Here is a 22,863-nt window from a genome sequence, read left to right as displayed (position 1 = left end):
TTTTCATCTTAAAGATAAGAGACACCAAAAAAGACAAACCTCCAAAAAGAAGTTTGTCTTCGGTCTGAGACGATTGGAGATTGCTCCAATCGTCTTTATTTCATAGACTTTTTCTATCGCATGATAGAAAAAATATATGTTCATAGGGGAGCTAATCTATGGTATTATATAGGGAATAAGAACTTTTGGAGGCGATATGGAAAATCATAATTTTGAAAATGAAGGGAAGTTCCAACGGAAGATGACCAGTCGTCATCTCTTCATGCTCTCTCTGGGTGGTGTTATTGGGACGGGGCTCTTTATGACCTCGGGACAGACCGTGAAAGTGGCAGGTCCTTTCGGTGCTGTGTTGGCTTATTTAGCAGGATCAATCATTGTTTATTTGGTCATGATGTCTCTAGGAGAATTATCAGTTGCTATGCCAGTAACCGGGTCTTTCCATACCTATGCGACTAAGTTTATCAGTCCGGGGAGCGGCTTTGCGGTTGCTTGGCTTTATTGGATCTGTTGGACGTTTGCTCTAGGTTCTGAATTTCTGGGAGCCGGTATCATTATGCATGACAATTGGTTTCCGGATATTCCATCGTGGATTTTCGCTCTGATATTTGCACTTATTGTCTTCACCATCAATGCTTTGAGCACTAGAAGTTTTGCGGAAGCTGAATCTTTCTTTTCAAGTATTAAGGTTATGGCCATTATTGTCTTTATTGTTTTGGGCTTGGGAGCTATGTTTGGTCTCATCACCTATAACGGTGAAAATCGGGCCATCTTATTTGAAAACTATACTAAAAATGGTCTCTGGCCTAAAAATTTACCGACCTTCTTGTCCGTTATGCTGGCTGTTAATTATGCCTTTTCAGGTACCGAATTGATTGGGATTGCAGCTGGTGAAACAGAAAATCCTCAAGAAACAGTGCCAGCAGCAATCAAAACAACTATCGGTCGTCTAGTTCTCTTTTTTGTAGTAACCATCATTATTTTAGCAGCCTTACTACCAATGAATGAAGCTGGTGTTAATGCGTCTTTCGCCACTGTTTTCAGTCAGATGGGCATTCCTCATGCAGGTGATATTATGAATATTGTGGTCTTGATTGCCATTTTATCAGCTGGGAACTCGGGTCTCTATGCTTCTAGCCGTATGCTTTGGTCTCTGGCCAATGAGGGAATGATTACCAAGAAGGTTGTCAAAGTCAATAAGTATGGTGTACCGATGCGCGCCTTGATCGTGTCGATGATAGGAGCTTTGCTCTGTCTTTTGGCCTCACGTTATGAAGATTCCTTTGTCTTTTTGGCGCTGACTTCAGTTGCTAGTTTTGCTGTAGGAGCAGTTTGGCTGTCTATTCCTTTGGCGCAAATTCGTTTTCGTAAGGAATGGCGCAAGATGCATAGTGACAATGACTTGGCCTACAAGACTCCTTTTACCCCGATTTTGCCTTGGATCACCGTGGTCTTACTCTTCATCTCCATTTTCGGAGGAATTTTCGATCCAGCTATGAGTGTTGGAATTTATTTTGGTGTTCCCTTTACCCTATTTTGTTATCTCTATCATTATCTCAAATTTAAGAAATTCTAAAAGGAGACCTTATGGGACATTTTAAAGAATTATTAGAAGAAAAGAACTATCTCATCTTGCACGGCGCCTTAGGCACCGAATTAGAATTTAGCGGGCACGATGTTTCCGGTAAACTCTGGTCGGCTAAATATCTGTTGGAAAATCCAGAATTTATCCAAGACATTCATGAGACTTATGTCAGAGCTGGCAGTGATTTAATCACCACATCTAGCTATCAGGCAACTCTGCCTGGTTTGACGGATTACGGATTGACGACTGATGAGGCCAAAGCGATCATTGCACTGACTGTTAGATTAGCCAAACAAGCCCGTGAAAAGGTTTGGAGCGAGTTGGCTCCGGAGGAAAAAGCCAATCGTCCTTACCCGCTCATCAGTGGGGACATTGGTCCTTATGCCGCTTATCTGGCTGATGGTTCTGAGTATACCGGTCGCTATGGCGATATTACTAAAGAGGAATTAAAAGATTTCCACCGTCCGCGGATTCGCATACTGCTTGATCAAGAGGTGGATTTACTTGCTTTAGAAACCATGCCCAACTTCTTGGAAGCTCAGGCTCTGGTTGAATTACTGGCCGATGAATTTCCAGAAGTAGAAGCCTATATGAGCTTTACTTCTCAGGATGGTAGGAGTATTTCCGACGGTACAGGACTTGCTCATGTGGCAGAGCTCATCAATCGTAGCCAACAAGTTCTGGCGGTAGGCCTAAACTGCAGCTCACCAGCTGTTTATCATGACTTTTTAACAGGATTGCGGCAGCTGACAGACAAGCCTTTTGTCACCTATCCTAACTCTGGTGAAGTTTATGACGGCGCTAGTCAAACTTGGACAGCGCAGGCAGACCATTCGCACAGTCTGCTGGAATATATTCTGTATTGGCACAAATTAGGTGCTAAGGTGGTCGGTGGTTGCTGCCGGACCCGCCCGAAAGATATAGAAGTCTTAGCGAATGCGATCCGACCTTGAGTCTAAAAACACTATTATGTGAGCAAAAAAGCAATCTTTTTCCTATTTTTGTATATTAGAAACTCGGGCAATTAGTTTGCGTCAGCCATGTTATACTCATAAAAAACATTGCAGAAAGGAGGGATTACTGATGAAAAAACTACCCTTAAATAACACTTTGACAGCCGCGAAAACTTTTTCTTCGGGCTGGAAGTGGCTAGTTCTATCTTACTTGCTTTATGGTGTAATCATGGATTTATCGATGACGATACTACCTATTTTCTTGCCACTAGACTATATCAGCGGAAGCCTTTTATCGTATGTCTTTACAGCTATTGCGGGTGTTCTCTTTATGCTCAAAATTGCCAAAAGAAGCCCTCAATCGCTTGGTTTGGGAAAGGAAAAAGCTGCTCTAGACTATAGTTGGGGGTGGTTATTGGCGCTAGTCAGTCTTGTTATTATCTGGATTTTGACGAAAGCCATTGGAGGGCTAGATTTTGAATTAAGCAGTTCCTTTAGTCCCCTCTTTTTTCTGATGTTATTGGTTGGTTTTATCTTTCAAGGATTTATGGAGGAATTTCTTTTCCGTGGTCTCCTCATGCCACAGTTAGCCTTTAAATGGGGGGTATCCGCAGCAGCTGTAATCAATGCAGTCTTATTTGGATTGGGGCACATGATCAATCAGGGAGCCTCAGTTGTTAGTGTTACCAATACGATATTGATTGGTCTGATCTTTAGTGCCATGTATTATTATCATGATAATCTCTGGTTTGTGAGCGGTTTTCACTCTAGCTGGAATTTTGGTTTGGGACCTTTCTTAGGAATACCAGTTAGTGGTTTTGTTTTGCCAACAACTTTTTTTAAGACAAAACTAAAGGCTTCCCAGATCTTTTGGCACGGTGGTAGATATGGCTTTGAGGCTGGTTTTTTTGTCACTCTCCTTTGTATAGGGATTTTATTCATTTACCTCAATTTGATTTCTAAAAAAATTAGGAGAGACTGGCACGAATAGACAGTTGGAGCTGTAAATAAACAAGGGAGGAGTCTGCTTATTTTAGTACTTTAGCCCTTGTTTACTTGGCTTGAGGTGATAGTGGGGGAGTTGTTGAAATAAAATAGCTCCAAATGTTATAGTAAAAAATGTCAGAAGTGAGACACGAGATAGATCGCTGCAACAAAATAGTTGACAGAACACAATGCGTGTGGTAGTATAAGAAAGGTTTGATAAAAACTGACCTAAGACAGCAGGGGAATTCGATTCATAAACATCCTGCCGAGGCACAAAAACGTAAGATGAAAACGTATTTGTACTTTCGTGTCTAGGTTTGGATGCGATTTTTTCGTTTCCAGCCAAAATAAAAACGGAGGTAAAATTAATGAGTGAAGCTATTATTGCTAAAAAAGCCGAAATGGTCGATGCAGTTGCTGAAAAAATGAAAGCTGCTACCTCAATTGTAGTAGTTGATTCACGTGGCCTTACAGTTGAGCAAGATACTAATCTTCGTCGCTCACTTCGTGACAGCGACATTGAGTTGAAAGTTATCAAAAACTCAATCTTGGTACGTGCAGCTGAAAAAGCTGGTCTTGATGAGATGAAAGACCTCTTTGTTGGACCATCTGCTGTTGCATTTTCAAACGAAGATGTAGTAGCACCGGCAAAAATCATCAGTGATTTTGCAAAAGAAGCTGACGCACTTGAAATCAAAGGTGGTGCTATCGAAGGTGCTGTTTCTTCAAAAGAGGAAATTCAAGCTTTGGCTGCCCTACCAAACCGCGAAGGTATGCTTTCTATGCTCCTTTCTGTACTTCAAGCGCCAGTTCGCAACCTTGCTTACGCTGTCAAAGCTGTTGCAGACAGCAAAGACGAAGTGGCTTAAGTTTAAGTCCGATCGCCTTAGCAGCCTGAGGCTGCAAAACATTTAAAATTAAGACATATTTGGAGGAAATCACAATGGCATTGAACATTGAAAACATTATTGCTGAAATTAAAGAAGCTTCAATCCTTGAATTGAACGACCTTGTAAAAGCTATCGAAGAAGAATTTGGTGTAACAGCAGCTGCTCCTGTAGCTGCAGCTGGCGCAGCAGGTGCTGCAGATGCTGGTGCTGCTAAAGATTCATTCGATATCGAGTTGACTGCTGGCGGTGACAAAAAAGTTGGCGTTATCAAAGTTGTTCGTGAAATTACAGGCGAAGGCCTTAAAGAAGCTAAAGCTCTTGTTGACAACGCACCATCAGTTCTTAAAGAAGGCGTTGCAGCAGAAGAAGCTGAAGAGCTTAAAGCTAAACTTGAAGAAGCCGGAGCTTCAGTTACTCTTAAATAAGAAGCGCATAGCAATTTGAGAGCAGAATCCCGATTTACCAGTCTTTTAGTGCCTATAGCGATTTAAAGAAACTGATAAATTGATTGGGTTTCCTGCCAAAAATCCTGCCAGAAAAAGTTTGGCAGGATTTTTGTTTTATACTTAACAAAAATCAGAAATAGCAATATAATAGTTTTATGACAAAAGAACTTACGTCCTTCCAAATCGAGGAATTAAAACAGGCTCTTAAAGAAAAAAGCAATGCTGGGCATCATAGAAAAATTCAAGCCCTTATTCTCTACTCTGAGTGCCATAATTTAACATCTGTAGCCAAATCAGTGGGCTTTGTCCATCAAACCGTACGAAACTTATTGAATCGCTACCTAGATGGAGGTTTACAGGCACTTCTCAATGAAAACCGTGGCGGACGCCGTCGCTCTTATATGACCCAGGAAGAAGAGGAAGCCTTTCTTAAAGAACAGCTCTCATCTGCCTTGAATGGAGAATTTGTGACTGTCTCTACTCTCTTTGAGGCTTATCAAGAAAAAGTTGGTCGTAAAACGACTCGAGAAGGATTTTACGCCCTACTAAAACGCCATGGTTGGCGTAAGGTTAGTCCTCTTCCTCAACATCCTAAAAAAGCAGACGCAAAAACCATTTTAGCGTCTAAAAATACAATCTTTATTCAAGGAGAAAGCGAGTAAGCGCTTCATCAATGGAAAATCCTACCAAAACATCCGCCTTATGTATCAAGATGAGGCGGGTTTTGGTCGTATCAGTAAACTAGGTACCTGCTGGTCCCCGAAAGGTCATAGGCCTAGCGTACCTAGCCATCATATTCGAGAATATCGCTATTGTTATGGAGCTGTAGATGCTCATACAGGCGACTCATTTTTCATAATAGCAGGCGGGTGTAATAGCGACTGGATAAATGAGTTTCTAGGCCAGCTATCAGCCGCTTACCCAGATGACTACATCATTTTAGTCATGGATAATGCCGTCTGGCATAAATCTCAGACATTGACTATTCCTGAGAATATAGAGTTTACCTTCATTCCACCTTATACACCTGAAATGAATCCCATTGAGCAAGTTTGGGTTGAGATCCGTAAACGCGGGTTTAAGAATAAGATATTTAGAACATTAAATGAGGTCATTGATAAACTTCAAGAAGTTCTTCAAAGCTTGTCTACTTCTCAACTAAAGTCAATTGTACATCGAGAATGGGCAACGGCTATTTTTGATTTTAAATGAGTATAAGTATCCAACGGCTCTCCTGGTTAAAACTTTAACTGCCGATGCATTAGATGGTCGGCTCTGGACCTATCAGGAAAGTCCTGCCTATCACATTGACCAAGCTGCAGCCTTAGCGTATGATGACACCTTGTCTCCACTTGAGAAAAAAGAAACCTCAGACCAAGTTTTGTTTGATCTGATGGCACGGTCTTTTGTAGAGTGAGATAGGAGACTTTGAATGATTGCTTTCACTTAGTATACGCGAAACGCATACTAGCTTAATAAATAAGTAATGTACTTTTGAGCAATTTAGACGTAAAATGTAGTCATAAAAAAGAATGAGGTAAAAACAATGACAGAAACAATCACATTAAACGACGGAAATAAAATTCCTGCAATCGGTTTTGGTGTTTTCCAAATTCCAGCCGATGGCTCAACCTATACAGCGGTGAAAGAAGCCTTGGAAGTTGGTTACCGTCATATTGACACAGCACAAGCCTATTTTAACGAAAAAGAAGTCGGACAAGCCATCAAGGATTCAGGCATTCCGCGTGAAGAAATATTTGTCACCAGCAAACTATGGATTCAAGATTATGCTTACGAAACAGCCAAAGCAACCATTGATTCAACTCTAGAAAAAATGGGACTTGATTACCTTGACCTCTATCTCCTTCACCAGCCTTATGGCAAAGTTGAAGAGGCTTGGAAGGCTCTAGAAGAAGCAAAAGCAGCTGGTAAAATCAAATCAATCGGTGTTTCAAACTTCACGCCAAACTTTTGGAATCAATTTGTTCCACATTTTAATACCATTCCAGCTGTTAACCAAGTAGAGTTTAATCCATATTTCCAACAAAAAGCCCTACGTGACTTGCTTGCAAAAGATGATGTCAAAATCGAAGCTTGGGCACCACTCGGACAAGGAAATAAAGACTTATTTGCTGAACCAACCATCGCAAACTTGGCTAATAAATATGGCAAAGATGCTGGACAAATTATCTTGCGTTTTGAAAACCAAGAAGGCATTATTGTCTTGCCAAAATCAACCAAGAAAAGCCGTATGACTTCTAACAAAGATATTTTTGACTTTGAATTGACAGCTGACGAAATGGCTGAACTTCGTGCGCTTGACAAAGGAAAGGGAGCTCATGATCCAGACGCACCAGGCGTAGGAGACTATCTCTTGTCAGCTTATGATATTCATGCCAACGACTAATAAATAAAAAAGTATAGGAATATTTTTAGAACCATTTTATAGAATGGAATAAATGTAAATAAAACTGTGGTGGTTTATACCTCATAATAAAAGATCTTGAGAAATCAAGGTCTTTTATTATGGGGTAAAGTCAGTTTTTCAAGTAGAGAAAACCATCAGTATAGCCGGTAGCAGTCTTTTTACTTTTCTTTCCCTGTGGTAGGGGAATCCGTGTTTTTTTGCTAATTAAAAATTAGGAGCAGTTATGGCTTTATATTTTCCTTCTTTTGGTATATATAATAAGACAAGAAAAAAATAGAAAGGAATTACATGTCTAAAAAATCTATTCGCGCAAAGCGCGTGTCCAACTACGAACTCTTTTTTGACTTGTCCTTGGTCCTTGCCATCGGGCAACTGACGGGTGCTATGCACTTGGAGGAGATTACCGTAAACTCCATTTTGGCCTTTGTCATCTCTAATATGACCCTTCTTATGGTTTGGGTTAACGAGGTCTTTTATTATGAGAAGTACGGTGATTCTAGAAGGATTGACATTTTCACGGTGATTGCCCTCATGTTTTTCCTTGGCAATATGGCCCTCAATTTCAGGATGGACTTTACCTCTCTATACGCGGGAAGCCCAATAGTCGTCTCTTTTAATTTGCTTTTAATAGCTTCTTATGGAGTGATTGCATTGCAATATTTCCTAAAAGGCGAGTTCTTGGCTTTAACAGAGATATGAAGGTCAATATGGGTCTCATGGGTATCTATATCCTGTCTTTACTGCCAGCAGTGCTGGGATGGCTCGATATTGGCCTTTTAAGCCTAGCTATCTACCTTCTACCGATCATCTTACCTCGCTTTGCCAATCATTTTTTCTATAAGGGTATTGAGACCAAGACTAATTTTCCACATGCGGTTGAACGGAGTCAGCTGGTGACTATTCTGACATTTGGCGAGACAGTCATCGCCATTATCAGCAACTACCCCATCACGGAAAACCTCTATCAGGGTGCGCTTTTATTTTTGGGGATGGCCTTGATGTTCATGTTTTATATGAACCAGACTTTTCTTGCTATCGACCATCATCGCCCTGTCAATGTGTCGCTGCTGTTTTATTCACATATTTTGATTTTTGTGGGAATTAACTTCTTCACGGTTGGCGTCGAATTTCTAGCTGACCACCATCATGCAGAGACAGGATTTTATATGTTTTTGATAGGAGTTACTCTCTTTTACATCGGAACGCTCTTTACAACAATCTATAATCATGAACTTTACCGGATGCGACTTGAATACTTTGCTGCCTTTGCTCTAGGCTTGGCTCTCTTTATCGGTCTTTCATGGCTGATTGGGAAGAAACTCTATTTTATCTTCCAAGGTTCTGCCCCAACTCAAGAAGTGTTAGAGATGGGAGACTATACCATGAGCCGCTATGCTGGACTTTATGGCATGAACTATATGGGGATGGTGAATGAATTCACTAAGACTGGTTGACTTGTAGTTGACTATAAGTGGTATAATAAAAGTCACAAAAATGGATAGAGAGATTTGTTGTGATGAGTGATAAGAACTATACCATTACCGAAGTGAGTGAAAAATATCAAATCAACAGTAACACCTTACGCTATTATGAGCGTATTGGTCTTTTACCTGATATACCAAGACAGGCAAATGGTAACCGTTACTTCACTGAGAAAAATCTAAATTGGTTAGAAATGATTATTTGTTTAAGGCATTCTGGTGTTCCAATTGAGACATTGATAGAATATGCAGACCTACTGAGACAAGAGAGTAGCACTGTAAAGGAACGTGAGAAGTTGTTGCGGGAACAACTAGACAATTTATACCAAAAACAAAAAAATCTCCAACGTTCCATTGACCGTTTGGAGAATAAAATATCTTTGTATGAATCTGGTGAAATTGATCAAGAACTTTCCTATTTTGATGAATATGCTATTTTATCGGATGAAAAGGATAGTTGGAAGGATATTGATGGATGAAAATAGATGTATTTGCTCATGTCCTGTTGCCTAACTTCTATAAGAAAATGCTAGGGCTTGTTCCCGATTTGCCTCAGAAGATGCCTTTTCTCAAAAATCCTCTTTTGAGCGATGTCCATCTGAGACAAGAAAAAGCCATTTCAGATGTCAAGCAAGTCATTTCCTTTGTGAACGTGAATCCAGAAGACTACCTGGAACCCAATCAAGCTCTAGCTATGGTGAGAGAAGCTAATCAGGAATTGCTCGATACGGTGGAAGCCAATCCAGACCAATTTCTAGGCGGTGTGGCTATGCTGGCTCTTAATCATATTGAGGGAAGTCTATACATCTTAGAAGAATTTGTTCAAAAGAATAAAAGTATTTTTGGGGTGCAGCTTTTTACACGCCATCTAGGTTTATCCATTGCTGATGAGCAGTTTAAACCAATTTTCGCAAAGTGTGAGGAGCTGGACATTCCCATCTGGCTTCACCCAGTCTTTGATAACAGAAAGCCGGATAATAATATTGTCTTTTCTTGGGAATATGAGCAAAGTCAGGCCATGCTGCAGCTGGTAGAGGCTGGCGTTTTTCAAGATTTTCCTAATCTTAAAATCATTGTCCACCATGCAGGAGCCTTAGCGCCTTTCTTTAGTGGACGGATTCAGTATATTTTACCTGAAAAACAAGTAGAGGATTTCCGGAAATTTTATGTAGATACGGCTATTTTAGGAAATCCAAAAGCATTAGAATTGACTATCGACTATTTTGGAATTGAGCGTGTCTTATTTGGGACAGATGCACCTCTGGGCATTGCCCCCGCAGGAGCAACTCAGGTCATCGTAGAGGCTATTGATTCCTTGTCATTATCTCAAGTAGACAAGCAGGCTATTTACTCTGATAATTTTAGACAGTTGGTTAAGGAGGTTTAGAACGGATGACAAATCCCGTTGTACACTTATTTCACCTTGGGGTTGATGAGAGAAATCGCGATACTTTTTACCAAGCTGGTGTTCATAATTTCACAACCTCCTATAAAGATGAAGTCGGCACTCTTGCTATGTATGCCAGCTTTATTAAAGGTAGGCCACTGGAATATAAGGTTTTTGAGGTCTATACTGATGAGGAGGCCTATCAAATCCATCGCAATTCCTCTCAATATAAAACTTATGTGGAGCAGGTTGGGCAGCATCTAATCAAGAGAGAAAGCTATGAGACAGAAGCTTTATTTTTGGAGGAAAAACTTGCGTCTGGCATTTGGCTAGGAGCAGAACATCATTTTCTAAAGTTTGCCCAGATAGAAGCGGAAGAGGGAAGTCAGGAAGTTTTCGAAAGTAGCGTCCTTACCAATATGCAGGCCTCCATGAAAGAAGAACAAGGAGTGCTCGCTATGTACGCTTTGAAGGATATTAAAAATCCAAAGATTTATTATTTCTACGAAGTGTATGCCACTGCTAGTGCTTATGAGAGCCATCGCTTAACCCAGCATTTTCAGACCTATCTTTCTGAAACGCAGGACTTAATGAAAGAAAAAATCTTGCTAGATTTAGAAAACAGTATCGCAATTTCTAAAGGTCAATTTTCAGATTCATATATTGATAATAGAATATTAAGTAGATAATCGAATACGACAAAGCTAAATTTTTTATTCCAACATTTGTGGGTAAACAATTTAGTTTTTTTTCTTGACTTATAGTTAACTACAAGGAGTATACTATCGCTAGTTAATGAAAGGAGAAAATTTATGTATCTCATTGATGTTACCATTCAATCAAATCGTATCCCAACCGATAAGGCTGAAGAATTATTACAGGCCCATCGTAGTTGGTTTACTGGACAGGCTGAAAAAGGAAACTTTTTATTAGTTGGTCCATACTTAGATAAGGGAATGTCTGGTCTGATAGTAGCCTATGTTTCAGATAGAGAAGAACTAGAAGAGATTTTATCTCAGGATGCCTACTATCCTGATTTGGCAACTTATGAAGTTCGGGAGTTTAAGGCCAATATTATTGCAGAAGATATTACAGATTATAAAGGAAAATAAGAGGTATAAAAATGACAACAAAAACAGAAGCAAAAATTGCACTGGGAACATGGTCTTGGGGAATTGGCGGATTTGCAGGTGGTGATTCAATTTTTGGAAACCAGCTAGATACCAAGGATTTACAAGAGGTTTTTCATCTTGCAGTTTCTAATGGATTAAATTTATTTGATACAGCTTATGCTTATGCAAATGGTGAATCAGAGCGTATCTTAGGAGAGCTAGTGAACGCTTATGGTCGTGATCAAGTCCTTATCTCAGATAAATTTACTCCAGGCATGCAAAATGACTCTGCTGAAAATCCGGTAGTTGATATGTTGGAAGGCAGTCTTAAACGTTTAGGGACAGATTTTATTGATATTTACTGGATTCATAATTCGGCAGATGTGGAACGTTGGACTCCTTTGATGGTTGAGGCAGTGAAATCAGGGAAAATCGGTCGTATTGGGGTATCCAATCACAGTCTAGAACAAGTGAAACGTGTTCAGGAAATTTTAGCACCACATGGAATTAAAGTTTCTGCTGTTCAAAATCACTTCAGCCTCCTTTACCGTAACTCAATAGAAGATGGCTTACTTGACTACTGTAGGGAAAATGACATTCAATTTTTCTCTTACATGGTCTTGGAACAAGGAGCTCTCTCAGGAAAATATGACGAAAATCACCCTCTTCCTGCTGCTTCTACACGTGGTAAAACTTACAATTCACTTTTCCCCGCGTTAAAAGAGTTACTGACAGCTATGCATGAGTTGGCTGATAAGCATCAAGCTTCAGCAGCACAGATTGCGACAGCTTGGGCGATTGGACGCGGAACAACACCAATTTTAGGTGTGACAAAAGTAGAGCAAGTTATTGATGCCACACGAGTGGCTGGTATTAACTTAAGCGATGAAGAGGTGATTTTTTTAGAAAACTTAGCAAAAACTTCTGGAGTTGATACACGAGGTGGCTGGGAAGGACAAGCCTAATCCCATGATAAATTAATAGAAAGTGGTAATAATATGTATAATGAATTAGAAGGGGAAATAGCCGTTGTAACTGGTGGCTCAAAAGGTATCGGGACAGCTATTTCCAAACGTTTTGGTAGTGAAAAAATGAATGTTGTTGTAAATTATTTTTCCGATAGCAAAGGGGCTGATAAAGCTGTAAAAATTATTGAAGAGGCGGGCGGAAAAGGCTTAGCTATTCAAGCAAATATTGGAGAAGAAGCAGGCGTTCAAAAATTGATTGACGCTGCGATTGCCGAATTTGGTGGTTTGGATGTCTGGGTAAATAATGCTGGTGTTGAAAATCAAAGTCCAACTCATGAACTGAGCCTGGAAGATTGGAATCGTGTTTTGACAACAAATTTAACTGGTGTTTTCCTTGGTTCAAAAGCAGCTCTCAACTATTTTGTTAAAAACAGCAAAAAAGGGAACATTATCAACTTGTCTTCTGTCCATGAACAAATTCCATGGCCAGGGTTTGCTCACTATGCTGCTAGTAAAGGTGGCGTGAAACTCTTCACAGAATCCATTGCTATGGAGTACGCTAAACAAAATATTCGTGTCAACAATATCGGTCCCGGTGCAATTAATACCCCAATAAATGCCAAAAAATTTGCAAATCCTGTTCAGTATGAAGAAACGGCTAGTATGGTACCTATGCATCGTATTGGTGCCCCCGAAGAAGTTGCTGCCGCGGCTACATGGTTGGCATCAGATGAATCAAGCTATGTAACTGGAATTACCCTCTTTGTTGATGGTGGTATGACCCTTTATCCAGCATTCCAAGATGGAAAGGGCTAGTAGGTAATTTTTCATGGACATTTTATTATCCTTGATTCCTGCCATTGGTTGGGGGGTTCAACCCATTATTTTACGTCGTATTGGCTCGAGTTCAACCCAAGATGTTTTTGGCTTTGGTTTAGGTGCTATTATTGTTGGTATTTTGGTACAAATCTTCTTTTCGCCAGTTGCCATCAACCTTCCTACATTTTTGTTAAGTTTCTTAGCAGGGGTTGCTTGGATTTACGGACAAGCTGGGCAGGTGAGGGCTTATGATATGATTAGTGTCTCTCGGACAATGCCTATCTCAACTGGTCTTCAGTTAATTGGAACTTCCTTGATTGGGGTTTTAGTTTTTGGTGATTGGGCGAGTCTTAGTTCAAAAATCATTGGTGCTTTAGCTATTATCGTTTTGATTTTTGGGGCTTATTTAACCACGGTGAATCCAGAAGTTAAAGATACCTCTAACGATTTAGCCAGAGGTGTTCGTACCTTAGCTATTACAAGTATTGGCTATTGGATTTATAGTGCCATTCCTAAAATGGTAAGCGCTGATGCTATATCCATCTTTCTTCCTGAAATGTTAGGTATTTTTGCTGGTGCGATGATTTATGTTTATCTCTCCGATAAAGAAGTTTTCAGACAACGTAAGAGTTGGATATCTAGTTTTGTTGGCATGATTTTTGGGGTCGCTTCACTGACTTATATCATGTCAGCTCAGTTAAATGGAGTCACTTTAGCCTATATCCTCTCTCAATTAAATGTTGTTGTTGCAACACTGGGAGCTATCTTTATTGGCAAAGAAGCTAAGACGCCACGTCAGTTACAACTAACCTATCTAGGGCTTGTCCTAATTGTTGGCGCAAGTATTGTAACGGTATTTTTATAATATCTTAATAGTCAAGAAAGGATAGCTGATACTTTATGAAAACAACAATTTTTACATTTCATCCAGATTTGAAAAATGGGTCACGAATTAATGCCAGTCTAGCAAAGGCTGCTAGTGAAGCTAGTTTTGAAGTGCGTGATGTTTACCGTCTGTACCCCGACTTTAAGATTGATGTGACAGCAGAGCAGACTGTACTTGAAGCAAGTGACCGTATCGTTTTACAATTTCCGATTTACTGGTACCAAACGCCAGCTCTTTTAAAACAGTGGTTTGATGCTGTTTTAGAATATGGTTGGGCTTATGGCTCAACTGGAAATGCTCTTCGTGGGAAAGAAGTGCTTTTAGTCGCAAGTTTTGGTGCAGGAGCTGAAGATTATCAACTTGATGGTCGATTCCATACGACTGTTGAAGAAGTTTTAAAACCCATTGCAACCATTCAATACCATACAGGTTTGCTATTTTTAGAGCCATTTATTACAACAGGCACTCTAAATCTTAGCGATGAGGGTCTTAATGAACAAGTTGAAAAATACCTTAACATTTTATCTGCAGAATAATTTCTTTCATTTCAAAGCGAAAGGAGAAAGTAATGCAATATGTAACACTTAATACTGGGGTACAGATGCCTCGGTTGGGATTTGGTGTTTATCAAATTCCTGAAAGGGAGACAGAGAGAATTGTTAGTCAAGCGATAAAAACAGGCTACCGTCACATTGATACGGCACAATATTATCGTAATGAAGTTGGTGTTGGTCGGGCGATTAAGGCGTCTGGTCTGCCAAGAGAGGACTTTTTCATCACAACCAAATTAGCGACGTCAGGTTATCGTGCGACAAAGGCACAGATTGCGCAGGCTTTAAAGAATTTGCAAACGGATTATATTGATTTGATGTTGATTCATTGGGTGGTATCTGACTACGAAGGGACTTACCAAGCTTTGCAAGAAGTTTATCAAGCAGGTCAGTTAAAGGCAATCGGTTTGTCGAATTTTAACCAAGAACACATCAAAGGAATTTTAGCCAAATTTTCTGTGAAACCAGCGGTGCTCCAAAATGAAATGCACGTTTTTCAACAACAAGTTGCCATGCGCCAATTTTGCCGTGAAAATGATATTCAATTTGAATCTTGGGCACCTTTTGGCGAAGGCAAGGAAAATATTTTTAATCATCCTTTGTTAACAACGATTGGCAGCCAATATCACAAGACAGCTGCGCAAGTTATTTTACGCTTTTTACTTCAAGAAGGTGTGGTAGTTATTCCAAAATCAGCCAATAGTGAGCGGATGAAACAGAATTTTGAGATTCTTGATTTTGAATTATCTCCTAAAGATATGGAAGCAATTCGTCAGCTTGACCGTGGACATGGTTTATTTGGCTGGAACGAATGAGACAGGAAAGGAATATCAAAATGAAGATTTTTGTGGCAGGTTCGACAGGTCGTGTAGCGACAGAACTTTTAAAAAAATTATCAGCAAAAGGTTACCAAGTGATTGCGGGTGCTCGTCGCCCAGAAGCAGTTGTTGAATTACCCAACGTTACGCCGCAGAAAATGGATTTGCATGCTTCGGTTGATAACATTGCAGAACTTTTAAAGGATGTTGGTGCCGTTGTGTTTACGGCGGGTTCTCGTGGCAAGGATTTGCTACAAACTGATGCCTACGGTGCTGTCAAATTTATGCAGGCAACTAAAGAAGCTGGCATTACTCGCTTTGTGATGTTGAGTGCACTTTATTCCTTAACACCTGATAAATGGCCTGATAATCTGACTGATTATTATATTGCTAAATTTTTTGCTGACAATTATCTGGTGCATCAATCTGACTTGGACTACACGATTATTCAGCCAGGAAATTTATTGGAAGAAGCAGGACAAGGTTACATTACTTTGGGCGATGAAGGTTTCACCGCTATTTCAATTGAAGATGTGGCGAGTGTTTTAGCAGAAATTGTTGACAAGTTGTCAACTTTTAAGCGTGTTATCGCGATTAATCCAGGTAGCACAGCCATCTCACAACTATTTGATTAAATGCAAAAGATACTTGACTTAGAGTTTACTCCAAGATGTATGATAAAAATGTTTGGAAAGTTTAAGGACTTCCAGAAGGGAGGATTCTGATGTCGAAATCATTGATTATATACTTTTCTATTACGGGAAACACGAAACGTGTCGCACAGCAAATGGCACGTAAAATAGGCGCTGATCTGTATCAAATTGATGTTGAAAATCCCTATACAACTAAGGATTTAGACTGGATAATTCCAAATTGTCGTGCCAATGTTGAACAAAAAGACCCAGCAAGTCGCCCAGCTTATCGCGGAGAATTGCCTGATATTAGCCAATATGACACGGTTATTTTTGGTCATCCGATTTGGTGGGGAATTCTGCCGCGTATCATTTATACGGTTATCGAAGATTTAGATTTAACTGGGAAAATAGTGGCTAGTTTTGCAACCTCTGGCGGTTCAACTTACAGCGATGCTCAGATTGAAATGGATACTTTACTGGAAAATCCTGTTAAAGGGCGTATTTTATCAAGCGAAACGTCAATTAATAGCTGGCTGGCAGACAATGGTCTGATTAGTTAGTTTATTGCTCTTAAAAAAGTATTTAACTTGGACTTGTATTCCAAGGTGGATGATAGCATTACTTGAAAAAATTAGTGAGTTTTTAGCTGATTTTTGAGGATATTAAGACAATTTGAGCACAGAATGCTATGAAACTTTTCAATTGATTTCCTAGATGAAAGAAGGAGAATTTATGGTACTTGAAACAATTTCATCACCACAAGATTTAAAACAATTATCACGTGAGGATCTGCACCGTCTTGTTGATGAAGCACGACAAACGCTTCTTGAAAAAACAAGCTAGCATGGTGGGCACAACGGACCAAACTTTGGTATGGTTGAAATGACAGTTGCCATGCACTATGTCTTTAATTCACCAGTAGATAAATTCATTTTTGACGTGTCACACCAATCATATGTCCACAAAATGTCAGCTGGGCTTGCTAAAAACGGTGCAAAACCAATCTGGTATGTTGCTTCTACATTTATGCAACGTACTTATGACCAATGGTCACATGACATCGCTTTGAATAATTTGCCAGTAACAGCTCTTGTTTACATGGCATCTGTCAGCTCTTTGAACGACGAAAGTCACCTTGGTTTCTTTGATATTCCATTCTTAGCTCACATTCCAAACGTGGTTTACTTGGCACCAACAAGTAAAGAAGAACATCTCGCCATGCTTGATTGGGCGATTGAGCAAAAAGAACACCCAGTAGCTATCCGCATCCCAGTTGGTCCACTTCGTGAAACAGGTGTTGCCGATACAACAGATTACTCAATTCTTAATAAAAATCAAGTGACTCAAAAAGGCAGCAAAGTGGCACTTTTTGGTCTGGGTAATTTCTACGGATTGGCAGAGGAAGTTGCTAAAGAATTGGCTGACAAACATGGTATTACAGCAACAATCGTTAATCCAAAATTCATCACAGGATTGGACGAAGAAGTGCTTGATAGTTTGGAAGCTGAGCACCAAGTTGTGGTTACTTTGGAAGATGGTACTTTAGAAGGTGGCTACGGTCAAATGGTTGCAAGCTATCTTGGTGACACTGAACTTAAAGTCCAAAATTATGGTGTTGAAAAAGCCTTCCATGACCGTTATAATGCGCAAGAACTGTTAGCAGAAAACGGCATTACTGTCGAAAATATCGTTAATAATGTTTAAAAAAATTTGGCAGAATAAAAACCTTTCAGTGTAAATAAATTCAACATGATAAAAATAGCAACAAGGCACCGCTCCAGTGCTTCCTCAGTATGTTGGACTTCAAAAATCACTTGAGTTTGAAGGAAACCTACTAAAGAATTTAAATCTAAATTATATTGTGCAAGATAACAAAAGGCTGAATTATGAAGAAATTCAGAAATGGATTACGGAGAATAGATAGGGTAATGCAGACGGTCGAATCACAATTCACCACTTATGCTGAAAATTCAACCACACAAGGCTTTGAAGCAAGCAGAGACCACCGTGCCTTCGGTGGCTATTCAATGGGCGGTATTACCACATGGGATATCCTGGTGGACAAAAGTCAGTATTTCCACGATTACATGCCAATGGCCGGTGATAGCTGGTTTGGGCAGACAACTGGTCAAACAAGCGATGAGGCAGTAGCTGAAACGCTTGTTTCAGGATTGAGAAAAAATCAATACGGAGCAGATGACATCACCATTATCGCTATGGTTGGCGAGAATGATGGAACCAAGTACAGCATGCAACCTCAATTAGATGCCCTGAGACAGAACCACAGTGACCTGATAACAGAGGAAAATCTCATTTATTGGGAAAATGCGAATGGCGGTCACAATCAAGAATCGCTTGAGCAGGAAGTTCAGCATGGTGTGGCCTATCTTTTTCAAGAAAATTGACAGAAGGATTTGTCAGAATTTCAGGAAATGACATGTAAGTTTTCTTGCTTGCATGTTGTTTTTTTGATTGATAAGTTTAACCGAGCTTGTTATGAGAGAAGCTTTCTAAGCTGCCTACTTATTCTTTAGCCCTAAACGATATAAGAGTAGGTATATTTTAATGTAGTCGTCTTCATTTGAAAATTATTGGTCAGGTAGATTGTAAAAAAACTGTAAAAGTGGTAGAATTGAATAGATATATTGTATGTTTAAGAGATCTAGCAATAAGAAAATTCATTTAGAGAAGTGGTAGTAAAAATAGGTGGAGAAAATAGCTGTGTTAGATAGCCGAGCGTCAAAAAAACAAGGAATCTACAGTCGTTTTATTAAACGGTTTTTCGATATTATTATCGGTTTGCTAGGGACCGTTATTTTTTTAGTGCCCTTGAGTCTGGTTATTTCACTCTGTTATCTTTTTGGAAAGGATAAGGGACACATTATTTTTACTCAGGAGAGAGTGGGGCTTAATGGCAAGCCCTTCAAGATTTTTAAGTTTAGATCTATGGTGGAAAATGCTGAGGAAGTTCTGACTAGGGATAAAGAGCTTTATCAAAAGTACATCGAAAATAGTTACAAATTACCAACTGATGAGGATCCGAGACTGACTAAGGTTGGTAAATTCATTCGTAAAACCAGTCTGGATGAGTTTCCCCAGTTTTTAAATATTCTAAAAGGGGATATGAGTTTTATTGGACCGCGACCAATTTTACCTACTGAACTGTTGGAGTACAAGGCAGACGAGCAGCAGGAATTGCTGTCAGTTAAGCCTGGTGCGACGGGTTGGTGGCAAGTCTCTGGGCGTAGCGATGTGTACTATCCAGAGAGGTGCGAGTTGGAACTTTACTACCCACGCCATATTTCCTTTGGTCTGGATCTTAAAATTGCATTCTTAACCGTTAAGCGCGTATTAACTGGAAAAGGTGCACGCTAGTGGAGAGGGCTTGATGAAAGCTCCTTTAGTATTAGTATTTGTAGCCAATGTTTGGGGTGGGAAAACGACTTAAAAATCAAAGATTTCTTAAGTGCTTTCCCATTCTCTTCTTTAAAAAGGAGTCAATGAAGTATCAATGGCCGAAAAAAAAGTTTCTGTTCATCTTAATATTGTGATGAACTTCGTGCTAACCATATCTAATATTATTTTTCCCCTCATTACTTTTCCTTATGTTTCACGGGTTTTGCTGCCGGAGGGAACAGGAAAGGTGGCCTTTGTAATGTCAATTGTTTCATATTTTACGATGATTGGTATGTTGGGGATTCCGACTTATGGTATTCGGGCCTGTGCTAAAGTGCGGGATGATAAGGACCAGCTGTCAAAAACAGTTCAAGAAATTATCCTTATCAATACCATCGCCATGAGCTTATCCTTGGTGGCTTACTTGATAGCTATTGCAGTAGTACCTCAAATGGCGCAGGATAAGACTCTTTTTATGATCAATATTGCTACCCTAATTTTTAATCTCATTGGTTGTGAGTGGCTCTACAAAGCCTTGGAGCAATATTCATATATCACCATTCGTTCCATTGCTCTCAAGCTGCTATCACTGATTTTGATGTTTCTCATGGTGCATCAAAAAGGTGATTATGTCATCTATGGTGCTATTACGATTCTAGCCAGTGTAGGTTCCAATTTTTTTAATTTCATCAATCTGAGACGCTTTCTCAATTTCAAATGGTACAAACAAATGAATCTCAGGCAGCATATCAAACCAATTTTTAGCTTCTTTATGATGACGATAGCGACGACTGTTTATACCAATATGGATGCGGTTATGCTAGGCTTCATGAAGGATGCAACGACGGTCGGTTATTACAACGCCTCGGTTAAAATCAAGGGGATTTTAGTCAGTCTGGTAACCTCGATGGGGAGCGTCCTTTTACCGCGCCTATCCTATTTCATTAAAAAGCAGCGGTATGACGATTTTAAGGTCTTGACAACGCGCTCCCTTCAATTTATTGGTTTTATTGCCATTCCTCTCTGGATTTATTTCACCCTATTTGCCAAGGAGGGGATTTATTTTCTATCTGGTCCTGAATACAGTGGTTCCATCTTACCTATGCAGCTGATTATGCCGACTCTCTTTTTCATCGGACTTTCTAATCTTTTGGGTATTCAGATTTTAGTACCTATGGAAAGGGAGAATGAAGTTCTGAAATCAGTGGTTTTGGGAGCGGTGATCGACTTAATCATCAATGCTATCTGCATTCCTCATTATGGTGCTGCTGGTGCGGCCTTGGGAACCCTGATAGCAGAGTTTTTTGTTACGGCTTACCAGATCTATGTCTTGCGCGATTTCCTCAAGCAAATCATTGCACAAGTAAAATTTTATAAAAATGTCATTGCCACCCTTCTTGCGGGATTAGCAGCCCTCGCTGTTTATTTTGGTTTCTTGGGTGGTCTATCCAATTTTCTTATTTTAGCAGTGACAGCAGCCGTTTTTGGGCTGGTCTATGTCCTTGTTAGTTTTATCCTCAAGGATGATTTCGTTATTTATTTGTTTAATTATTACCTAAGAAAGAAAAAGGAGCTAATGTGAAAAATATCAAATTAATCGTGGCGACTCATAAGAAGTTTGTCATGCCTTATGATATGACACTCTACCTCCCGGTGCATGTAGGAGCTGCAGGAAAATCTGCTATTGGCTATACGCCTGATAATACGGGCGACAATATCTCTGAGTTAAATCCTTACTATAGCGAATTGACAGGTCTTTACTGGGCTTGGAAAAATCTTGACGCAGATTATGTCGGTTTAGTCCATTATCGTCGATATTTTGCTAAACACAGACAAGGCTACAGAGAAGGTCTAGATATCAATCAAGTGATTCTTGATCAAATGGATTGTGAAGCCTATTTGGAAGATCATGATGTTATTGTGCCTAAAAAACGCAAATACTATATCGAAACTCTCTATTCGCACTATGCTCATACTATGGATGGCTCACATTTGGACAAGCTGCGGGAGATTATTCAAAAAAGTCAGCCTACTTATTTAGAGGCTTTTGATCAGGTGATGAAACAGCGTTCAGGCTATATGTTCAATATGTACCTTATGTCCAAGGAAAATTCAGATGCTTATTGTACTTGGCTCTTTCCCATTTTGGAGCAACTTTATCAGGAAATTGATACCAGTCGGTTAACCGCATTTGAAGCACGCCTCTTTGGTCGGGTCAGCGAAATTCTCTTTAATGTCTGGCTCAAAGAGCAAGGTCTCAAAGTTAAAGAAGTTCCATTTATTTATATGGAGAAAGTTAATCTATGGAAAAAGGGAAGTGCCTTTTTAATGGCCAAGTTCTTTGGTAAAAAGTACGGGTCTAGTTTTTAATAGACAGTTGAGTTTAAGGATTTATAGCAATCAGGAGAAAAAATGTCACAGTACGATTATTTAGTTGTTGGTGCAGGTTTATTTGGTGCAGTGTTTGCTCATGAAGCTGCACTTAAGGGTAAGAAAGTTAAAGTTATCGAGAAACGCGACCATATTGCAGGGAATATCTATACACAAGAGTCTGAAGGCATTCAGGTCCACCGATATGGAGCCCATATTTTTCATACCTCTGATAAAGAAGTTTGGGAATATGTCAATCAGTTTGCGGAATTTAACCACTATATTAACAGCCCCATTGCCAACTACAAGGGGGAAATCTATAATCTTCCCTTTAATATGAATACTTTTAATAAACTTTGGGGTGTTGTGACTCCTGCTGAGGCTCAGGCCAAGATTGAAGAACAGCGGTCTGTTTTTGGGGATAAAAAGCCCGAAAACTTGGAAGAACAAGCCATTTCCCTTGTAGGGACTGATATCTACGAAAAATTAATCAAGGATTACACTGAAAAGCAGTGGGGCAAGTCAACAAAAGAATTGCCAGCCTTTATCATCCGTCGCCTACCTGTGCGTTTCACTTACGATAACAACTATTTCAATGATACTTACCAAGGCATTCCAATTGGTGGTTATACGCAAATTGTTGAAAAAATGTTGGATCATGCTAATATTGATGTCGAAACAGGAGTTGATTTCTTTGCGGATAGGGAACAGTATCTAGCAGACTTTCCTAAGATTGTTTTTACCGGCATGATTGATCAATATTTTGACTATCAGCTGGGAACGCTGGAGTATCGCAGTTTACGCTTTGAAACAGAAAAATTGGATATGAAAAATTACCAAGGTAATGCTGTAGTTAACTATACGGATGACCAAACACCTTATACTCGTATCATTGAGCATAAGCATTTTGAATTTGGAACACAGGATAAGACCATCATCACCAAGGAGCATTCTAAAACTTGGACTAAAGGAGATGAGCCTTATTATCCAGTCAATAATGACCGCAATAACCGCCTCTATAAAGCCTACAAGCAGTTGGCTGACCAACAAGATAAGGTTATCTTTGGCGGTCGCTTGGGGCAGTACCGCTATTATGATATGCATCAGGTAATCGTTGCGGCTCTGCAATGTGTGCGAACTGAGGTAAAATAGCA

26 protein-coding genes, 1 pseudogene and 1 other annotated feature are annotated in these 22,863 nt (G+C 39.7%); all 27 genes and pseudogenes read left to right on the top strand.

Annotated elements, in window-relative coordinates:
- Window positions 1-196 precede the first annotated feature (196 nt).
- The 27 genes and pseudogenes from ACFOSE_RS04680 (at window position 197) to glf (ending at window position 22,861) form a co-directional block, all read left to right on the top strand.
- Entirely contained in the window at window positions 197-1,573 is a 1,377-nt protein-coding gene (locus ACFOSE_RS04680) for an amino acid permease (protein ID WP_380431149.1), read from the top strand.
- Window positions 1,574-1,584: 11 nt separating this feature from the next.
- Entirely contained in the window at window positions 1,585-2,535 is a 951-nt protein-coding gene (gene mmuM / locus ACFOSE_RS04675; protein WP_380431146.1) for a homocysteine S-methyltransferase, read from the top strand.
- A gap of 130 nt (window positions 2,536-2,665) precedes the next feature.
- Entirely contained in the window at window positions 2,666-3,526 is an 861-nt protein-coding gene (locus tag ACFOSE_RS04670; RefSeq protein ID WP_380431143.1) for a CPBP family intramembrane glutamic endopeptidase, read from the top strand.
- 205 nt (window positions 3,527-3,731) lie between these two features.
- Window positions 3,732-3,865, top strand: a sequence feature (ribosomal protein L10 leader region).
- Window positions 3,866-3,890: 25 nt separating this feature from the next.
- On the top strand, window positions 3,891-4,391 hold the full coding sequence (gene rplJ / locus ACFOSE_RS04665) for a 50S ribosomal protein L10 (protein WP_380431141.1): 501 nt from the start codon (window positions 3,891-3,893) through the stop codon (window positions 4,389-4,391).
- Between the two features lie 74 nt (window positions 4,392-4,465).
- Window positions 4,466-4,837 carry a 50S ribosomal protein L7/L12 gene (rplL, locus tag ACFOSE_RS04660; RefSeq protein ID WP_380431138.1) on the top strand — a complete coding sequence of 124 codons (372 nt, stop codon included), beginning with the start codon at window positions 4,466-4,468 and terminating at the stop codon, window positions 4,835-4,837.
- A gap of 176 nt (window positions 4,838-5,013) precedes the next feature.
- Window positions 5,014-6,070 (top strand): IS630 family transposase gene (locus ACFOSE_RS04655; RefSeq protein ID WP_380431135.1). Its coding sequence is split into 2 segments (ribosomal slippage): window positions 5,014-5,478 and window positions 5,480-6,070, totalling 1,056 coding nucleotides; the frame shifts between segments, so codons are not numbered across the junction.
- Window positions 6,057-6,275: a hypothetical protein gene (locus ACFOSE_RS04650; protein ID WP_380431134.1), complete on the top strand. Its 219-nt coding sequence runs from the start codon at window positions 6,057-6,059 to the stop codon at window positions 6,273-6,275. Before ACFOSE_RS04655 ends, ACFOSE_RS04650 begins: the two co-directional genes overlap by 14 nt.
- A 129-nt stretch (window positions 6,276-6,404) precedes the next feature.
- Window positions 6,405-7,265: an aldo/keto reductase gene (locus ACFOSE_RS04645; protein ID WP_380431131.1), complete on the top strand. Its 861-nt coding sequence runs from the start codon at window positions 6,405-6,407 to the stop codon at window positions 7,263-7,265.
- Window positions 7,266-7,574: 309 nt separating this feature from the next.
- Window positions 7,575-7,985, top strand: a complete 411-nt coding sequence (locus tag ACFOSE_RS04640) for a low temperature requirement protein A (protein WP_380431129.1) — start codon at window positions 7,575-7,577, stop codon at window positions 7,983-7,985.
- Complete coding sequence (locus ACFOSE_RS04635) at window positions 7,982-8,740, top strand: low temperature requirement protein A (RefSeq protein ID WP_380431126.1); 759 nt, start codon at window positions 7,982-7,984, stop codon at window positions 8,738-8,740. Before ACFOSE_RS04640 ends, ACFOSE_RS04635 begins: the two co-directional genes overlap by 4 nt.
- Window positions 8,741-8,802: 62 nt before the next feature.
- Window positions 8,803-9,246, top strand: coding sequence for a MerR family transcriptional regulator (locus ACFOSE_RS04630; RefSeq protein ID WP_380431154.1), 444 nt, complete (start codon window positions 8,803-8,805; stop codon window positions 9,244-9,246).
- Window positions 9,243-10,154 carry an amidohydrolase family protein gene (locus ACFOSE_RS04625; RefSeq protein WP_380431123.1) on the top strand — a complete coding sequence of 304 codons (912 nt, stop codon included), beginning with the start codon at window positions 9,243-9,245 and terminating at the stop codon, window positions 10,152-10,154. The genes ACFOSE_RS04630 and ACFOSE_RS04625 overlap by 4 nt, the downstream gene beginning before the upstream one ends.
- A 5-nt stretch (window positions 10,155-10,159) precedes the next feature.
- On the top strand, window positions 10,160-10,843 hold the full coding sequence (locus ACFOSE_RS04620) for a putative quinol monooxygenase (protein ID WP_380431121.1): 684 nt from the start codon (window positions 10,160-10,162) through the stop codon (window positions 10,841-10,843).
- 123 nt (window positions 10,844-10,966) lie between these two features.
- A complete protein-coding gene (locus ACFOSE_RS04615; RefSeq protein WP_193523868.1) occupies window positions 10,967-11,266 on the top strand; it encodes a YciI family protein in 300 nt (99 codons plus the stop codon).
- Window positions 11,267-11,277: 11 nt separating this feature from the next.
- Window positions 11,278-12,231 carry an aldo/keto reductase gene (locus ACFOSE_RS04610; RefSeq protein WP_380431119.1) on the top strand — a complete coding sequence of 318 codons (954 nt, stop codon included), beginning with the start codon at window positions 11,278-11,280 and terminating at the stop codon, window positions 12,229-12,231.
- Between the two features lie 33 nt (window positions 12,232-12,264).
- Window positions 12,265-13,050 carry a glucose-1-dehydrogenase gene (locus ACFOSE_RS04605; RefSeq protein WP_380431116.1) on the top strand — a complete coding sequence of 262 codons (786 nt, stop codon included), beginning with the start codon at window positions 12,265-12,267 and terminating at the stop codon, window positions 13,048-13,050.
- A 13-nt stretch (window positions 13,051-13,063) separates the two neighbouring features.
- Window positions 13,064-13,918: a GRP family sugar transporter gene (locus ACFOSE_RS04600; protein WP_380431114.1), complete on the top strand. Its 855-nt coding sequence runs from the start codon at window positions 13,064-13,066 to the stop codon at window positions 13,916-13,918.
- 35 nt (window positions 13,919-13,953) lie between these two features.
- Window positions 13,954-14,475, top strand: coding sequence for an NAD(P)H-dependent oxidoreductase (locus ACFOSE_RS04595; protein WP_380431111.1), 522 nt, complete (start codon window positions 13,954-13,956; stop codon window positions 14,473-14,475).
- A gap of 32 nt (window positions 14,476-14,507) precedes the next feature.
- Complete coding sequence (locus tag ACFOSE_RS04590) at window positions 14,508-15,305, top strand: aldo/keto reductase (protein WP_380431108.1); 798 nt, start codon at window positions 14,508-14,510, stop codon at window positions 15,303-15,305.
- A gap of 20 nt (window positions 15,306-15,325) precedes the next feature.
- Complete coding sequence (locus ACFOSE_RS04585; RefSeq protein ID WP_380431105.1) at window positions 15,326-15,943, top strand: NAD(P)H-binding protein; 618 nt, start codon at window positions 15,326-15,328, stop codon at window positions 15,941-15,943.
- An 89-nt stretch (window positions 15,944-16,032) separates the two neighbouring features.
- Window positions 16,033-16,503, top strand: a complete 471-nt coding sequence (locus ACFOSE_RS04580) for a flavodoxin (RefSeq protein WP_380431102.1) — start codon at window positions 16,033-16,035, stop codon at window positions 16,501-16,503.
- A 172-nt stretch (window positions 16,504-16,675) separates the two neighbouring features.
- Window positions 16,676-17,647 (top strand): annotated as a pseudogene (locus tag ACFOSE_RS04575) (1-deoxy-D-xylulose-5-phosphate synthase N-terminal domain-containing protein).
- Window positions 17,648-17,829: 182 nt separating this feature from the next.
- Complete coding sequence (locus ACFOSE_RS04570; RefSeq protein WP_380431099.1) at window positions 17,830-18,348, top strand: hypothetical protein; 519 nt, start codon at window positions 17,830-17,832, stop codon at window positions 18,346-18,348.
- 310 nt (window positions 18,349-18,658) lie between these two features.
- On the top strand, window positions 18,659-19,318 hold the full coding sequence (locus ACFOSE_RS04565; RefSeq protein WP_380431152.1) for a sugar transferase: 660 nt from the start codon (window positions 18,659-18,661) through the stop codon (window positions 19,316-19,318).
- Between the two features lie 136 nt (window positions 19,319-19,454).
- Entirely contained in the window at window positions 19,455-20,921 is a 1,467-nt protein-coding gene (locus tag ACFOSE_RS04560; protein ID WP_380431096.1) for a flippase, read from the top strand.
- Complete coding sequence (locus ACFOSE_RS04555; protein ID WP_380431093.1) at window positions 20,918-21,709, top strand: DUF4422 domain-containing protein; 792 nt, start codon at window positions 20,918-20,920, stop codon at window positions 21,707-21,709. Before ACFOSE_RS04560 ends, ACFOSE_RS04555 begins: the two co-directional genes overlap by 4 nt.
- A gap of 42 nt (window positions 21,710-21,751) precedes the next feature.
- A complete protein-coding gene (gene glf, locus ACFOSE_RS04550; RefSeq protein WP_380431091.1) occupies window positions 21,752-22,861 on the top strand; it encodes a UDP-galactopyranose mutase in 1,110 nt (369 codons plus the stop codon).
- Window positions 22,862-22,863 lie beyond the last annotated feature (2 nt).

This window comes from Streptococcus dentapri (assembly GCF_042649885.1).
GTDB classification, from domain to species: domain Bacteria; phylum Bacillota; class Bacilli; order Lactobacillales; family Streptococcaceae; genus Streptococcus; species Streptococcus dentapri.
The sequence above is the reverse complement of the archived record's forward strand: the minus strand, read 5'-3'. Positions and strand labels throughout refer to the sequence as shown.

Coding starts and splice junctions, on each gene's coding strand:
- ACFOSE_RS04680 (WP_380431149.1), top strand. CDS start 197: ATGGAAAATCATAATTTTGAAAATGAAGGGAAGTTCCAACGGAAGATG.
- mmuM (WP_380431146.1), top strand. CDS start 1,585: ATGGGACATTTTAAAGAATTATTAGAAGAAAAGAACTATCTCATCTTG.
- ACFOSE_RS04670 (WP_380431143.1), top strand. CDS start 2,666: ATGAAAAAACTACCCTTAAATAACACTTTGACAGCCGCGAAAACTTTT.
- rplJ (WP_380431141.1), top strand. CDS start 3,891: ATGAGTGAAGCTATTATTGCTAAAAAAGCCGAAATGGTCGATGCAGTT.
- rplL (WP_380431138.1), top strand. CDS start 4,466: ATGGCATTGAACATTGAAAACATTATTGCTGAAATTAAAGAAGCTTCA.
- ACFOSE_RS04645 (WP_380431131.1), top strand. CDS start 6,405: ATGACAGAAACAATCACATTAAACGACGGAAATAAAATTCCTGCAATC.
- ACFOSE_RS04640 (WP_380431129.1), top strand. CDS start 7,575: ATGTCTAAAAAATCTATTCGCGCAAAGCGCGTGTCCAACTACGAACTC.
- ACFOSE_RS04635 (WP_380431126.1), top strand. CDS start 7,982: ATGAAGGTCAATATGGGTCTCATGGGTATCTATATCCTGTCTTTACTG.
- ACFOSE_RS04630 (WP_380431154.1), top strand. CDS start 8,803: ATGAGTGATAAGAACTATACCATTACCGAAGTGAGTGAAAAATATCAA.
- ACFOSE_RS04625 (WP_380431123.1), top strand. CDS start 9,243: ATGAAAATAGATGTATTTGCTCATGTCCTGTTGCCTAACTTCTATAAG.
- ACFOSE_RS04620 (WP_380431121.1), top strand. CDS start 10,160: ATGACAAATCCCGTTGTACACTTATTTCACCTTGGGGTTGATGAGAGA.
- ACFOSE_RS04615 (WP_193523868.1), top strand. CDS start 10,967: ATGTATCTCATTGATGTTACCATTCAATCAAATCGTATCCCAACCGAT.
- ACFOSE_RS04610 (WP_380431119.1), top strand. CDS start 11,278: ATGACAACAAAAACAGAAGCAAAAATTGCACTGGGAACATGGTCTTGG.
- ACFOSE_RS04605 (WP_380431116.1), top strand. CDS start 12,265: ATGTATAATGAATTAGAAGGGGAAATAGCCGTTGTAACTGGTGGCTCA.
- ACFOSE_RS04600 (WP_380431114.1), top strand. CDS start 13,064: ATGGACATTTTATTATCCTTGATTCCTGCCATTGGTTGGGGGGTTCAA.
- ACFOSE_RS04595 (WP_380431111.1), top strand. CDS start 13,954: ATGAAAACAACAATTTTTACATTTCATCCAGATTTGAAAAATGGGTCA.
- ACFOSE_RS04590 (WP_380431108.1), top strand. CDS start 14,508: ATGCAATATGTAACACTTAATACTGGGGTACAGATGCCTCGGTTGGGA.
- ACFOSE_RS04585 (WP_380431105.1), top strand. CDS start 15,326: ATGAAGATTTTTGTGGCAGGTTCGACAGGTCGTGTAGCGACAGAACTT.
- ACFOSE_RS04580 (WP_380431102.1), top strand. CDS start 16,033: ATGTCGAAATCATTGATTATATACTTTTCTATTACGGGAAACACGAAA.
- ACFOSE_RS04570 (WP_380431099.1), top strand. CDS start 17,830: ATGAAGAAATTCAGAAATGGATTACGGAGAATAGATAGGGTAATGCAG.
- ACFOSE_RS04560 (WP_380431096.1), top strand. CDS start 19,455: ATGGCCGAAAAAAAAGTTTCTGTTCATCTTAATATTGTGATGAACTTC.
- glf (WP_380431091.1), top strand. CDS start 21,752: ATGTCACAGTACGATTATTTAGTTGTTGGTGCAGGTTTATTTGGTGCA.